Below are 13,244 nucleotides of genomic sequence, written 5' to 3'. Positions count from 1 at the left end.
TCTTAGTCCGGTTCACCCGGATCGGTGGCGCCTTCTCGTTCGTCGCGGTCGGCCGAGGAGAGCAGCTCGTCCAGCCGGTAGGCGGTGTCGTCGATGCCCGCGTGCAGGTCGCCCAGCTCGGCGAAGCGGGCCGGGACGGTGGCGATGGTGAAGTCCCGGGGGTCGGCGTCGTCGATCTCGTCCCAGCGCAGCGGGGTCGACACGTACGCCTCCGGCACGCCGCGCACCGAGTAGGCACTGGCGATCGTGTGATCACGCGTGTTCTGGTTGTAGTCGACGAACAGCGCGGCCGGGTCGCGGTCCTTGCGCCACCAGGTCGTGGTCACCTCGTCCGGCGCGCGCCGCTGCACCTCGCGGGCGAACGCCAGCGCGGCCCGGCGGACGTCGGCGAACCCCCACTCCGGGGCGATCCGCACGTAGATGTGCAGGCCACGCCCGCCGGAGGTCTTCACCCAGCCGGTCGCGCCCAGCTCGTCGAGCACCTCGTGGGCCACGTGCGCGACCCGGCGCACCCGGTCGTAGCCGCACTCGGGCATCGGGTCCAGGTCGATCCGCCACTCGTCCGGCCGCTCGGTGTCCGCGCGCCGCGAGTTCCACGGGTGGAACTCCACAGTGGACATCTGGACCGCCCAGGCCACATCGGCCAGTTTGGTCACGCACAGTTCGTCGGCATACCGGTTGTAGCGGGGGAAGTGCAGCCGCACGGTCTCCAGCCACGGCGGCGCGCCGTGCGGGACGCGCTTCTGGTGCACCTTGTCACCGCTCACGCCGCTGGGGAACCGGTGCAGCATGCACGGCCGTTCGCGCAGCGCCCGGACGATGCCCGCGCCCACCGACAGGTAGTAGTTCACCAGGTCGAGCTTGGTCTCCCCGCGCGCCGGGAAGTACACCCGGTCCGGATTGGACACCCGGACCGCGAGGCCGTCGACCTCGATCTCCACCGCGGGGCTGGTGCTCGCCATGCCGCCAACCTAGCCGCCGACGGCATCCGCGGAAACCGTTTCACCCGGCGGGTGCGCTGTACGAACCGGCCACCGGCTTGCCGACCACGGCGCGGGAGCACAGCCGCCAGCCCAGCGACGCGTACAGCTCCCGGCCCTGCGGGCTGGCCAGCAGCAGACCCGTGGTGGCGCCGAGCCCCCGACCGGCCTCGGCGAGCGCTCCCATGACCGCCCGACCCAGCCCCCGGCGCTGGTGCGCGGGCTCGGTGCTGATCATGTCCGCGATCCCGTCGGTACCCACCACGGCCAGGTACCCGCGCGCGGCGGAGGCGCCGGAGGAGTGCAGCACCACGGCCGTGACGACGTCCCGCTCGACGGTCACGTCCAGCGTGTACCCGTCCGGGAGGCCGGGGTGCGGGTGGGTCGACAGGTCGGTGCCCATCAGGGACTCGTCGGGCAGCGTGCTCAGCCCGGCCGCGCGCATGATCCGGTCGACCTCGACGGGGAGGTGCGTCATCACGGTCAGCCACACCGGCACGTCGGCGGCGGCCGCCTGCTCGGCCAGGGCGCGCACCGAGTCGAGGTCGTCGGGGGTCAGCGAGATCAGCTCGGTCTGCCGGTGCGGCAGCCTGATGTCGACCAGCAGCCCGCCCGGCACCGGTGTGGCGGGGTCGAACCCGCGCGAGGCGGCCCAGCCGCGCTGCCAGCGTTCGATCAACTCGGGGAGGGGAGTGTCGATCTGGGTCACCCGCACAGTCAACCAAAAGTGGGACCCCGACCGGGGCCGTGCCACGCTGGGCGGACCATGGTCCGAGACTAAATAGTTGACACTGACTAGTTGAGCCTGGATAGTTGAGTCCAGGCTGGAAATGAGGGAGTGGTGGCGAAGCGGCGCGCGGTGGCGAACCCGCTGGCGTTGGCGGTGCTGTGCGGCCTGGTGGTCGAACCGCTGCACCCGTACGAGATGGGGAAGCGGCTCAAGGAGACCGGCAAGGACCGCGACATCAAATACAACCGGGGCTCGCTCTACATGGTCGTGGAGCAGCTGCGGAAGGCGGGTTTCATCACCGAACAGGAGACCGTGCGCGACACCGCCCGGCCCGAGCGCACCGTCTACGCGCTCACCGACAGCGGCCGCGCGGAGATGTACGACTGGATGCGGGAACTGGTGTCCCAACCGGAACACGAGTACCCCCGCTTCGGTGTCGCGCTGTCCCTGCTGGGTGTGCTCGAACCGGACGAAGCGATCCGATTGCTCCGAGAACGCCTCCTGGCACTCGACGCGACGGCGGCGGAGATCCGGTCGAACATCGCCACGGCGCGGGAGAGCGGTGTCATGTGGGTCTTCCTGATCGAGGAGGACTACCGGCTCGCCCTCCTGCAGGCGGAGCAGCGGCTCGTCACCGACCTCATCGACGGCCTTCGGGACCCGGAATACATCCGGGCCTGGCGGGAGTTCTTCGAAGAGGGGACAAAGTCATGGGCAGGGGAGCAATAGGCACGGCACTGGTCATCGGCGGCGGTATCGCGGGCCCGGTCGTCGGCGCGGCACTGCGCCAGGCCGGAGTGGACGTCACCATGTACGAGGCCTACGACAGCCCGGCGGACGGCGTCGGGGGCGTCATCCAGATCGCACCGAACGGATTGAACGCATTGGCCGCCGTGGGGGTCGGCGAGCAAGTGGGACAACTGGGGCAGACCACTCGGACCATGGTGATGGAGAACAGCCAGGGCAAGAAGGTCATGGCGTTCTCCGGCCTGCCCGGCCTGCCCGCCGCCCGGACCCTGTGGCGGTCGGACCTCTACCGGGTGCTCAACGACAACGCGCTCGCGAAGGGCGTGAAAGTCGAGTACGGGAAACGGTTGGTGTCCGTGGCGGAATCGGCGGACAGCATCACGGCGGTGTTCGCGGACGGGAGCAAGGCCACGGCCGACGTGCTGATCGGCGCCGACGGGATCCGGTCGACGGTGCGGGGGCTGATCGATCCTTCGGCGCGCGGACCCGAGCCGGTGGGGCTGCTGGGGATCGGTGGGTACGGGCCGTCCGTCCCGGGGCTGGAGGACCCGGATGCCATGCATTTCGCCCAGGGGAAACGGGCGTTCTTCGGGTACTGGGCCACGCCTGACGGCGGCATGATGTGGTTCAGCAACCTGCCCGACCCGACGAACATGTCCATGGCGGAAATGCAGGCCACACCGACCACGGAGTGGCTTCGCCGACTGCGCGAGGCCCACGCGGACGACTACCCGGCGCGGGTGGTGGTGGCCGGGACGCAGGAGCTGGAGTTGGCCGGGTCGATGGAGATCCTTCCGACGCCCGACCGGTGGTACCGGGACCGGATGGTCCTGGTCGGGGACTCGGTGCACGCGCCGTCACCCAGCTCGGGGCAAGGTGTATCAATCACGGCGGAGAGCGCGGTGCAATTGGCTCGATGCCTGCGCGACCTACCGGACCTTCCGTCGGCGTTCGCCGCCTACGAGTCGTTGCGTCGCGGCCGGGTGGAGAAGATCGCCGCCGCTGCTCGACGGGTCAACAACTCCAAGGCGGCGGGGCCGGTCGCCCGGACTCTTTCCGCACTGGTCGCGCCATTGCTGGTCCGAACCATCCTCACCCCGGAGCGGATGTTCCGAGAGACACACGGCCACACCATCGACTGGGAGGCGCGGGTAACCGCCCGCTGACCATACGACCCAGGAATCGGTCCGGACCAGGGCCGCGTCAAAGGTGAAGCGGCAGAATCCCCACCATGCCCCCCTGGTCCGCGATCGTCCTGGCAGGCGGCAAAGCCACCCGCCTAGGCGGTATCGACAAACCCGCCCTGATCGTCAACGGCACCCCCATGCTCGACCGCGCCCTCCAAGCGGCAACCGGGGCCACCGAGATCACCGTCGTAGGCCCCAGACGACGCACCACCACCCACGTCCGCTGGATCAGGGAGCACCCCCAGGGCTCCGGTCCGCTCGCAGCGCTGGCGGCAGGCCTTGCCACCATCACCACCCCCACGGTCGCCGTCCTGGCCGCAGACCTCCCCCAGGTCACCCGGGGAACCGTGGAGCGACTGGTCGACGCGGTGAAGGAAACCGGAGCAGTCCTCATCGATCAAGAAGCGCGCCCCCAATGGCTTCTCAGCGCCTGGCGCACCACAGTCCTCAGCGAACACATGCCGGAGCGCCCCGAAGGCATGTCCCTCCACCGAGTCCTGTCCGGGCTGTCACCCGTCCAGGTGCAAGATGTCGACGGTTCCGCCCACGACATCGACGTTCCCAGTGATCTTGAGGCGTTCCCAGATTGAACTCACAGTGCCCTCACCGTCCGTGGGGTTGGGTGTGGGGGCAGACGTAGGCCATGAGGAGGATGCCGGTGACCGAGCCTGGGCAGGCCGAGCTCGCGAGCGAGACGCCCACCACCCCCGCGCGGGACGCGCAGCTGCTCGAACGGACCGTGTTCGAGGTCAAGCGGGTGATCGTGGGGCAGGATCGCCTGGTCGAGCGGATGCTGGTCGGTCTGCTGGCCAAGGGGCACCTGCTGCTGGAGGGCGTGCCCGGTGTGGCGAAGACGCTCGCGGTGGAGACGTTCGCGCGGGTGGTCGGTGGCTCGTTCTCGCGCGTGCAGTTCACGCCGGACCTGGTGCCCGCCGACATCCTGGGCACCCGGATCTACCGGCAGGGCAGCGAGCGGTTCGATGTCGAGCTCGGGCCGGTGGTGGCGAACTTCGTGCTCGCCGACGAGATCAACCGGGCGCCCGCCAAGGTGCAGTCCGCGATGCTGGAGGTCATGGCCGAGCGGCACGTGTCCATCGGCGGCCGGACGTTCCCGATGCCGACCCCGTTCCTCGTGCTGGCCACCCAGAACCCGATCGAGAACGAGGGTGTCTACCCGCTGCCCGAGGCGCAGCGGGACCGGTTCCTGTTCAAGATCATCGTCGAGTATCCGACGGTCGAGGAGGAGCGGGAGATCGTCTACCGGATGGGGGTGACCCCGCCGGAGCCCAGCCAGGTGCTCACGCCGGAGGAGCTCGTCCGGTTGCAGGGGGTCGCCGCCAACGTGTTCGTGCACCACGCGCTGGTCGACTACACCGTGCGACTCGTGCTCGCCACGCGTACCCCGGCCGAGCACGGGCTGGCCGACGTCGCCGGGTGGATCGCCTACGGCGCGTCACCGCGGGCGAGCCTCGGCATCGTCGCGGCGTCCCGGGCGCTGGCCCTGGTGCGCGGGCGCGACTACGTGCTGCCGCAGGACGTCGTGGACGTGGTGCCCGACGTGCTGCGCCACCGGCTCGTGCTCTCCTACGACGCGCTGGCCGACGGGGTGCCGATCGAGCACATGATCTCGCGCGTGCTGCAGACCGTGCCGCTGCCGCAGGTCTCCGCGCGCCCGCAGGCGCTCGGGCACCAGCCGCCCGCCGGGGTGAACGGCAGGCCGTGAGCAGGCAGAGGAACACCGAGGGGGAGCGCCCGAACTGGGTTCCGCCGGTGCTGCGCGGCGACCGCATGGAGGCGGGCCTGCGCCTGCTGGAGATCGACGTCCGGCGCCGGTTGGACGGCCTGCTCCAGGGCAACCACCTGGGCCTGGTGCCCGGTCCCGGCTCCGAACCCGGCGAGGCCCGCCCGTACCAGCCCGGTGACGACGTGCGCCGGATGGACTGGGCGGTCACCGCGCGCACCACGGTCCCGCACATCCGGGAGACCGTCGCCGACCGCGAGCTGGAGACCTGGGTCGTGGTCGACCTGTCCGCCAGCCTCGACTTCGGCACCGCGGGCTGCGAGAAGCGCGACCTTGCGGTGGCCGCCGTCGCCGCCATCGCCCACCTGACCAGGGGCGGCGGCAACCGCATCGGCGCCCTGATCTCCACCGGCGACACCACCATCCGCGTCCCGGCCCGCGGCGGCCTCGCGCACGCCCGCGGCCTGGTCCGTCGCGTCGCCGAGACCCCGCGTGCCCCGGAGGGCGTCCGCGGCGACCTCTCGGACGCGATCGAACAACTGCGCAGGCCCCCACGCCGTCGCGGCCTGGCCGTCGTCGTCTCGGACTTCCTGGGCGAGACGGAATGGCAACGCCCGCTGCGCGCGTTGTCCCTGCGGCACGAGCTGGTGTGCGTCGAGGTCGTCGACCCGCGTGACGTCGACCTGCCGGACGTCGGGACGGTCGTCCTGGCCGACCCGGAGACCGGACGTCAGCGCGAGGTCACGGCATCCCCGTTGCTGCGCAAGGAGTTCGCGGCCGCCGCGGCCGAACACCGGGACGCGGTGGCGGCGGGCATCCGCCGTGCGGGCAGCGGGCACCTGGTGCTGCGCACGGACTCGGACTGGATCGCGGACACGGTCCGCTTCGTGGTGTCCCGCAAGCGTCGCTGGTCGGGGGGTGCGGCATGAACGGTCTGAGCTTCCGCAACTTCGCCGCCCCGTGGTGGTTCCTGCTCGTCATCGGGATCGTCGGCCTGGCCGTCGGCTACGTGTTCGTCCAGCGCGCACGCAAGAAGCGCACGATGCGGTTCACCAATCTGCAACTGCTGGAACGCGTCTCCTCGGCCAAACCGAACCGTTTCCGGCACATCCCCGCCATCGCCCTGGTGATCTCGCTGCTGTTGCTGACCACCGCCATGGCAGGCCCGACCGCCGAACAGCGCGTCCCCCGGAACCGCGCCACGGTCATCCTGGTCATCGACGTGTCGCTGTCGATGGAGGCCACCGACGTGGCCCCCACCCGGCTGAAGGCCGCCCAGGTGGCCGCGAAGTCGTTCGCCGAGGGCCTCACCCCCGGCGTCAACCTGGGCCTGATCACCTTCGCGGGCACGGCGACCGTCCTGGTCGCCCCCACCACCGACCGCGGCGGCGTGGCCAAGGCCATCGATAACCTGAAGCTCGCCCAGTCCACCGCGACCGGTGAGGCCATCTTCGCCGCCCTGCAGTCCATCGAGGGCTTCTCCCAGGTGGTCGGCGGTCCGGAGGGCCCGCCCCCGGCCCGCATCGTGCTCATGTCCGACGGCAAACAAACCGTCCCCACCGAGAACGAGAACGACCCGAGGGGCTCCTTCACCGCCGCCAAGGCCGCCGCCCAGAAGAAGATCCCCATCACCACGATCTCCTTCGGCACCGCCGACGGCACCGTGGAGATCGAGGGCCAGCCGCAGTCCGTGGCCGTCGACGACTCCGCCATGGAGGAGATCGCCACCCTCTCCAGCGGCGACTTCTACAAGGCCGCCACCGCCGACCAGCTCCGCAAGGTCTACGACACCCTGGGCGAGCAGATCGGCTACGAGATCAAGGAAGCCGACGCGAGCCGGCCGTGGCTGATCCTGGGCACGCTGCTGGCGGTCATCGCGGCGGCCGCCTCGCTGTTCGTGAGCCAGCGGCTCCCGTAGGAAACGGGCCATCGGGCTCCGTCCGGCTCAGACAGGCTCGGTCACGTACCGGGCCAACCACGACAACAGGTCCGCCAGCTCCTCGGCCACCACCACGACCTCCTTCAACACCTCCCCGCTGCGCAACGACTCCTCCGACCCCACCCCGCACCCGGCGATCAACGACCGGTACCGCAACAACCCCACCCGGGGATGCTTCTCCGGGTACTCCCGAGGCCCCCGCTTCATCACATCCCCGCCCACGTCGTACCGCTCGGGTAACCCCTCGATGATCCGAACCAGTTCGCCGCCCGACGCCTCGTCCGCGACCGCGGCCCGAAACGACCGGACCTGCGCCGGATCCGGGTAGTGCCAGGCGCCTTTCACGTGCAGCCCGTCCAGATCGAACCGCAGTCCCATCTCCACGTTCCGCGCCAACCGCACGACCGCGCACTGGTGCTGCCACCACCACAGGTTCCTGCCATAGCGCCATACCGACCAATCCCCGAGCCGGGGGTTCGCGTCGGCGAGCTCGTTCAGCAGCGCCACCATCGGTTCCCGCACGAGCCGTTCGCGGTCGGCGCGCACGGCCTCGCGGGTATCCGGTGACGGCACCCCATCCAGGCGGAGGAGAACCTCGTACGCCTGCTCCGGCCAACCGGTGAAGTGTCGGGGCATGGGTGGATTGTACGGCTCGCGGTGACACCGAGAGATCGCGCTGGCGCGGAAAGTGACGAACACCCGGTCGGGTCCGGTGACCACGGCAGCAGATAGCCTCCGGGGAGACGGCTAATCAGGCGGATGGGGCAACGGCACATGGGACGGTCGGTACTGGTCACGGGCGGCAACCGGGGCATCGGGCTGGCGATCGCGCTGGCTTACCGGGAGCGCGGCGACAAGGTCGCGGTCACCCACCGAGGGTCGGGCGCGCCGGACGGGTTGTTCGGGGTCCAGTGCGACGTCACCGACATGGCGGCGGTCGACGCGGCGTTCGGCGAGGTCGAGGACGCGCACGGGCCGGTGGAGATCCTGGTGGCCAACGCGGGCGTCACCGACGACACGCTGTTGATGCGCATGGGCGAGGAGCAGTTCACCCGCGTGCTGGACGCGAACCTCACCGGCGCGTGGCGCGTCACCAAGCGCGCCACCCGGGGGATGCTGCGCGCGCGCTGGGGCCGGATCGTCTACATCTCGTCCGTGGTGGGTCTGATGGGTTCGCCCGGTCAGGTCAACTACGCGGCCAGCAAGGCCGGTCTGGTCGGCATGGCCCGGTCGATCGCGCGCGAGCTGGGGTCGCGCAACATCACCGCCAACGTGGTCGCCCCCGGGTTCGTCGCCACCGACATGACCGACGCGCTGGGCGAGGAGCGCAAGCAGCAGATCCTCGCCGCCGTGCCCGCCGGCCGTTACGCCACGCCGGAGGAGGTCGCCGCCGCGGTCACCTTCCTCACCTCCGACGCCGCCGGCTACATCACCGGCGCAGTACTTCCCGTAGACGGCGGCCTGGGAATGGGTCACTAGTGGTGCGACCCAGAACGTCGACCATGTCTCGACCCGCCCACGACGTGCCTGGCGGCACCGCCGGAAACGACCAAGTACATCCAGTACGAGGTCGTCTCGGCGGCACCGTCAGCCACGCCGTGGACCCGCCGATACACGGCCGACGTTCTGGGTCGCACCACTAGTCTCTCTTCCTCCCGCCACCCACCCCCTCATCCCCGCCCGGCATCGTTCCCGACTTGGCAACCACACCGTCGCCACGGCACCGGGAACGTCACGGGATGCTTGAGCCACCAGACTCACCAGCGACACAACCCATGACCGAAGGGACGGAGATGTCCGGACTGCTCGATGGCAAGCGGCTGCTGATCACCGGCGTGATCACCGACGCGTCCATGGCCTTCCACACCGCGAAGGTGGCCCAGGAACAGGGCGCGCAGGTGGTGCTCACCGGGTTCGGCAGGCTCAGCCTGGTCGAGCGGATCGCCAAGCGGCTGCCGCAGCCCGCCCCGGTGGTGGAGCTGGACGTGCAGAACCAGGAGCAGCTCGACTCGCTGGCCGACCGGGTGCGCGAGCACGTGGACGGCCTCGACGGCGTCGTGCACTCCATCGGGTTCGCGCCGCAGAGCTGCCTGGGCGCCCCGTTCCTGGACGCGCCGTGGTCGGACGTGTCGGTGGCGGTCGAGGTCTCCGCGTACTCGCTCAAGTCGCTGGCCGTCGCCGCGCTGCCGCTGATGGGCGCGGGCGGCTCGGTCGTCGGCCTGGACTTCGACGCGCGCGTCGCCTGGCCCGCCTACAACTGGATGGGCGTGGCGAAGGCCGCGTTCGAGTCGGTCAACCGCTACCTGGCGCGCGAGCTGGGCCCCAAGGGCATCCGGGTGAACCTGGTGGCCGCCGGCCCGATCCGGACCATGGCCGCCAAGTCCATCCCCGGGTTCGCCGACCTGGAGGCAGGCTGGGGCAGCCGCGCGCCGCTGGGCTGGGACGTCAACGACGCGACCCCGGTGGCCAAGTCGGTGTGCGCGCTGCTGTCGGACTGGCTGCCGTCCACCACCGGCTCGATGGTGTGGGTCGACGGGGGCGTGCACGCCCTGGGGATGTGACCGTGGTCGACGCGCTGCTGTGGCTGTCCTTCGGCGGGCCGGAGGGCCCGGCCGAGGTGCGGCCGTTCCTGGAGAACGTCACCCGCGGCCGGGGGATCCCGCCGGAGCGGCTGGACGAGGTCGAGGCGCACTACCAGCACTTCGGCGGCGTCTCGCCGATCAACCGGCTCAACCGCGAGGCGATCGCCGCGGTCCAGGCCGAGCTGGCGCGCCAGGGCCTGGACCTGCCGGTCTACTTCGGCAACCGCAACTGGCACCCGATGGTCGAGGACACCGTGGCGGAGATGGCCGCCGCCGGGGTCCGCCGCGCGTTGGTGTTCCCCACCAGCGCGTACGGCGGCTACTCGGCGTGCAGGCAGTACCACGAGGACATCGCGCGGGCGCGGGACGCGGTCGGCCCGGACGCGCCCGACCTGGTGAAGCTGCGCCAGTTCTTCGACCACCCGCTGTTCGTCGCCGCGGTGGCGGACGCGGTCCGCGCGGCCGCCGCGACGGTGCCCGCGGACTACCGGCTGGTGTTCACCGCGCACTCGGTGCCGGAGACCGCCGACCGGTCCGCGGGCCCGCCGGGCGAGGGTGGCAGGCGCTACTCGCGGCAGGTGGCCGAGGCGGCTCGGCTGGTGGCCGCCGAGGTGGGGGTGGCCGAGTTCGACGTGGTGTGGCAGTCGCGGTCGGGTCCGCCGCAGGTGCCGTGGCTGGCGCCGGACATCGTCGACCACGTCGAGGCCCTGCACGGGCGGGGCGTGCGCGCGGTGGTGGTGAGCCCGATCGGGTTCGTCAGCGACCACCTGGAGGTCGTCTGGGACCTCGACACCGAGGCCGCCGAGAAGGCCGCCGAGCTGGGCATGGCGTTCGCCCGCGCGGCCACCCCGAACGGCGACCCGCGGTTCGCCGAGTTGGTGGTGAGCCTGGTCCGCGAGCACCTGGGCGAGGCGGAACCGGCCAAGCTGTCGGACTTCCCGGCCGCGGGCTGCACCGCCAACGGGGCACTGTGCGCGGTCGCGTGCTGCGAGGCGCCGAAACGGCCTGTCCGGTAAGGAAAAACGGGGAAGCGGCGCCGGGGGTGCAGGGGGACCTCCGGCGCCGCTCCCGTATTCAGGCGCGCAGCCGGACCTCGTGCCGGAGGTCTGGCGCAGCAGCCGAAGTGGTCGTGATGTCGGTTGAGTACGCCGTGTCGGTCGGGAAGACCGCGGCGACATAGGCGATCGCGCATTCGGGGCAGACGGTGCGCGCGTGCGGGCGTTCCCGGTAGCGCGTCTCCACAGGCAGCCCGCAGAGGCCGGAGGTGCCGCTCATCAGCACCACGTGCGCCCGGCCGCCGTAGGAGGCGCTGGTTCCCCAGCAGACCTCGCCGCGTGGATCCCTGCCCATGTGCACCGCTCTCACCGCCCTCGTCTCTGCTCTGGTTCTAACCGTGGTTGGACTGCGACAGGTCCAGCCGGGTGTGCAGCTGCCTGCCGGTCTCGCTCAATGTGATCATGCGGCAGTCCCGCAGCCGGGCCGAGCCGACGATCAGGTGGCCCGCGCTGACCAGCTCGCGCATCCGTGCCGCCAGCCTGCTCTCCACCGGCGTGCCCCGGTCCACGACCTGGTTGTTCTCGGTCATGCCCAGGTCACCGCGCTGGGCGCAGCGCAGCAGCACGAACCAGTCGCGGGTGCGCGCGGCCTCGTCCGGGGAACGGCGGCCGCGGCGCAGCCAGATGTCCAGCAGCCGCTCGCCCGCCGAGGTCAGGCCCGCGCGCAGCCAGCCGTCGTGCGGGTCGGGCACGGCGTCGCCGAACCCGATGAAACCGTCCCGACGCAGCGTGAACAGCGCGCTCACCATCAGCACGCCGAGGTCGTCGGTGCGGTGGCGCAACGCGGCCCCAGCCCCGTAGGCACCGACCTCGCCGCGCGCGACCATCTGCAGGGCCCCCAGGTGGTTGGTGTCCAGGGCCAGCGGCCGGGCGGCCTGCTTGGGGTCGAGTAGTTGTGCGGTCATCGTGTGACTCCGGTAACAGCGGATGGTCCAGTGCGATCACTATCGGGGAGATCGTCGGGCGCCGCTCATCCCAAAGACCCATAGCACCGGGTTATGTCGGCGCCGCGCGGCTCGTTTGCCCTGCTCCGCCACGGAGTTCGGTGGTCACGTGGTGAGATCCGCAGGTAGCGCAAGGGTTCCGCGAGGGTCGGGGTCGGAAGGTCTACAGGAGAAGTGCTTCCCGCAAGTTGCGCGGGAATTCCCGGTGACCTACAACCAGACTGATGGGTAGTCCGGAGATTCTTCCACGTATGTCGATTAACCGCGCGCGCCGACGACCGCGCCGGTGGTGACCGGCGCGGTCGCGAACCTGCCTTATCGCCCAGACGGGGATTGGTCCGAAGGCTGGGTGCCGACCAAGCTCAACGACTGTCGGCGTGCTCCGAGAAGACCCGCACCGCTTCGTCGACCGCCGCCAGTCGGGCGATCCGTACCGCGTCCGTCAGCGGCCGTAGCGCCTCGGCCCGCCTGCGCGCGGAAGATGATGACAACGCGTTACCGGGAGCGTCCTCGGCGGCCAGCTCCAGGATCGCGGACACCTCGTTGGCCCGCTGCAACACCCGCAACGCCCGCGGCGGCGTGCCCTCCGGCCAGGTGGCCGCCGTCCGGTGCGCCACCCGGGCGGTGATCTCCTCGCGCACACCCGCCCGGTGCTTGGCCACCCCCAGCTCGGTCAGCACGCCCGCCGCCACCCGCATGGCCCCGGTCAGCTCGTGCTCGGCCTCGCCCAGCGGCACATGCTCGGTCGCGGGCGCGTCGCCGATGTCGAACACGGTCCAGCGCAACACACCGTCCGCGATCGGCTCGGGAACCAGCCCCAACGGGGCACCGTGCAGCACGACCGCCTCACCCGCGTGCAGCGCGACACCCGCGAACTCGCTACGGCCACCCAGGCCACGGACGTCCCCCGGCACCGGCAGGACCATCCGGCCCCCGGTGCACTCGGCCCGGCGCACGGCGGCGAGCAGACCCGCGATCGGGCCCCCGGCCCGACCACGCAGCGGGACGTCCAGATTGTCCGCGGTGGACTCGTCGACAGCGACCACGTCGTGCAGCTCGGCCCAGTGGCGCAACGCGTCCAACACGTCGTCCGCGGCAGCCGAACCGTTCAGCCACGCCGACACCCAGACGGCGAACGTGGCACTCGGAGTTGACACGAGAACTGAGTTTAGTGGATGGGGTGGGTGGAGGGGGGTTGGTGGGGCTGGGGAGGTGAGAGGGGAGGTGTGTTCTAGGGGCGGTGTGCTCTAAGGAGGGGGAGTGTGCTCTGGGGAGGGGAAGTGGGTCTAGGGAGGGGAGTGTGCTTTGGAGAGGGGAAGTGGCTCTGGTGAGGGGGAGT

At 70.9% G+C, this 13,244-nt stretch carries 15 protein-coding genes; 9 read left to right on the top strand and 6 right to left on the bottom strand.

The genetic code is table 11. The annotated features are described in order from the left end of the window. Positions 1-2: 2 nt before the first annotated feature. Both ligD and C503_RS39745 read right to left on the bottom strand, forming a co-directional pair. Positions 3-962 carry a non-homologous end-joining DNA ligase gene (gene ligD, locus C503_RS0117680; RefSeq protein WP_018683550.1) on the bottom strand — a complete coding sequence of 320 codons (960 nt, stop codon included), beginning with the start codon at positions 960-962 and terminating at the stop codon, positions 3-5. A gap of 40 nt (positions 963-1,002) precedes the next feature. Further along, positions 1,003-1,689, bottom strand: coding sequence for a GNAT family N-acetyltransferase (locus C503_RS39745; RefSeq protein WP_018683549.1), 687 nt, complete (start codon positions 1,687-1,689; stop codon positions 1,003-1,005). A 132-nt stretch (positions 1,690-1,821) separates the two neighbouring features. On the opposite strand from C503_RS39745, the gene C503_RS0117670 reads away from it, so the two are divergent. From C503_RS0117670 to C503_RS0117645, 6 genes are all read left to right on the top strand, one after another. After that, a complete protein-coding gene (locus C503_RS0117670; RefSeq protein ID WP_033400740.1) occupies positions 1,822-2,439 on the top strand; it encodes a PadR family transcriptional regulator in 618 nt (205 codons plus the stop codon). Continuing rightward, positions 2,421-3,623 (top strand): FAD-dependent oxidoreductase, encoded by a 1,203-nt coding sequence (locus C503_RS0117665; protein WP_018683547.1) that lies wholly within the window; start codon positions 2,421-2,423, stop codon positions 3,621-3,623. The genes C503_RS0117670 and C503_RS0117665 overlap by 19 nt, the downstream gene beginning before the upstream one ends. 65 nt (positions 3,624-3,688) lie before the next feature. Continuing rightward, the gene (mobA, locus tag C503_RS0117660; RefSeq protein ID WP_018683546.1) at positions 3,689-4,234 is read left to right on the top strand and encodes a molybdenum cofactor guanylyltransferase; all 546 of its coding nucleotides are present in this window, start codon (positions 3,689-3,691) and stop codon (positions 4,232-4,234) included. Between the two features lie 62 nt (positions 4,235-4,296). Next, positions 4,297-5,367 carry an AAA family ATPase gene (locus C503_RS0117655; RefSeq protein ID WP_018683545.1) on the top strand — a complete coding sequence of 357 codons (1,071 nt, stop codon included), beginning with the start codon at positions 4,297-4,299 and terminating at the stop codon, positions 5,365-5,367. Between the two features lie 65 nt (positions 5,368-5,432). Then, positions 5,433-6,314 (top strand): DUF58 domain-containing protein, encoded by an 882-nt coding sequence (locus C503_RS0117650; protein ID WP_084477190.1) that lies wholly within the window; start codon positions 5,433-5,435, stop codon positions 6,312-6,314. Between the two features lie 5 nt (positions 6,315-6,319). Beyond that, the gene (locus C503_RS0117645) at positions 6,320-7,303 is read left to right on the top strand and encodes a VWA domain-containing protein (RefSeq protein WP_026316420.1); all 984 of its coding nucleotides are present in this window, start codon (positions 6,320-6,322) and stop codon (positions 7,301-7,303) included. A gap of 27 nt (positions 7,304-7,330) precedes the next feature. Here the strand turns inward: C503_RS0117645 and C503_RS0117640 are convergent, their stop codons facing one another. Continuing rightward, positions 7,331-7,960: a DUF2461 family protein gene (locus tag C503_RS0117640; RefSeq protein ID WP_051114865.1), complete on the bottom strand. Its 630-nt coding sequence runs from the start codon at positions 7,958-7,960 to the stop codon at positions 7,331-7,333. A 138-nt stretch (positions 7,961-8,098) separates the two neighbouring features. Between C503_RS0117640 and fabG the strand changes: the two genes are divergently transcribed. From fabG to C503_RS0117625, 3 genes are all read left to right on the top strand, one after another. Further along, entirely contained in the window at positions 8,099-8,803 is a 705-nt protein-coding gene (gene fabG, locus C503_RS0117635; RefSeq protein ID WP_018683541.1) for a beta-ketoacyl-ACP reductase, read from the top strand. Between the two features lie 314 nt (positions 8,804-9,117). Continuing rightward, complete coding sequence (gene fabI, locus C503_RS0117630; RefSeq protein WP_026316419.1) at positions 9,118-9,885, top strand: enoyl-ACP reductase FabI; 768 nt, start codon at positions 9,118-9,120, stop codon at positions 9,883-9,885. Then, a complete protein-coding gene (locus C503_RS0117625) occupies positions 9,882-10,922 on the top strand; it encodes a ferrochelatase (protein ID WP_018683539.1) in 1,041 nt (346 codons plus the stop codon). Before fabI ends, C503_RS0117625 begins: the two co-directional genes overlap by 4 nt. A gap of 58 nt (positions 10,923-10,980) precedes the next feature. Here C503_RS0117625 and C503_RS0117620 read toward each other — a convergent pair whose 3' ends face one another. The 3 genes from C503_RS0117620 to C503_RS0117610 all read right to left on the bottom strand — a co-directional run bounded on the left by C503_RS0117620 (position 10,981) and on the right by C503_RS0117610 (position 13,062). After that, complete coding sequence (locus C503_RS0117620; protein ID WP_018683538.1) at positions 10,981-11,256, bottom strand: hypothetical protein; 276 nt, start codon at positions 11,254-11,256, stop codon at positions 10,981-10,983. A gap of 37 nt (positions 11,257-11,293) precedes the next feature. Next, positions 11,294-11,866, bottom strand: a complete 573-nt coding sequence (locus C503_RS0117615; RefSeq protein ID WP_018683537.1) for a hypothetical protein — start codon at positions 11,864-11,866, stop codon at positions 11,294-11,296. A gap of 401 nt (positions 11,867-12,267) precedes the next feature. After that, positions 12,268-13,062, bottom strand: coding sequence for a hypothetical protein (locus tag C503_RS0117610; protein WP_033400728.1), 795 nt, complete (start codon positions 13,060-13,062; stop codon positions 12,268-12,270). Between the last annotated feature and the right edge of the window lie 182 nt (positions 13,063-13,244).

This window comes from Actinokineospora enzanensis DSM 44649, from assembly GCF_000374445.1.
GTDB lineage: Bacteria > Actinomycetota > Actinomycetes > Mycobacteriales > Pseudonocardiaceae > Actinokineospora > Actinokineospora enzanensis.
This window is presented reverse-complemented; position numbering and strand designations above follow the sequence as displayed.

Coding starts and splice junctions, on each gene's coding strand:
- ligD (WP_018683550.1), bottom strand. CDS start 962: ATGGCGAGCACCAGCCCCGCGGTGGAGATCGAGGTCGACGGCCTCGCG.
- C503_RS0117665 (WP_018683547.1), top strand. CDS start 2,421: ATGGGCAGGGGAGCAATAGGCACGGCACTGGTCATCGGCGGCGGTATC.
- mobA (WP_018683546.1), top strand. CDS start 3,689: ATGCCCCCCTGGTCCGCGATCGTCCTGGCAGGCGGCAAAGCCACCCGC.
- C503_RS0117655 (WP_018683545.1), top strand. CDS start 4,297: ATGCCGGTGACCGAGCCTGGGCAGGCCGAGCTCGCGAGCGAGACGCCC.
- C503_RS0117650 (WP_084477190.1), top strand. CDS start 5,433: ATGGAGGCGGGCCTGCGCCTGCTGGAGATCGACGTCCGGCGCCGGTTG.
- C503_RS0117640 (WP_051114865.1), bottom strand. CDS start 7,960: ATGCCCCGACACTTCACCGGTTGGCCGGAGCAGGCGTACGAGGTTCTC.
- fabG (WP_018683541.1), top strand. CDS start 8,099: ATGGGACGGTCGGTACTGGTCACGGGCGGCAACCGGGGCATCGGGCTG.
- fabI (WP_026316419.1), top strand. CDS start 9,118: ATGTCCGGACTGCTCGATGGCAAGCGGCTGCTGATCACCGGCGTGATC.
- C503_RS0117620 (WP_018683538.1), bottom strand. CDS start 11,256: ATGGGCAGGGATCCACGCGGCGAGGTCTGCTGGGGAACCAGCGCCTCC.
- C503_RS0117615 (WP_018683537.1), bottom strand. CDS start 11,866: ATGACCGCACAACTACTCGACCCCAAGCAGGCCGCCCGGCCGCTGGCC.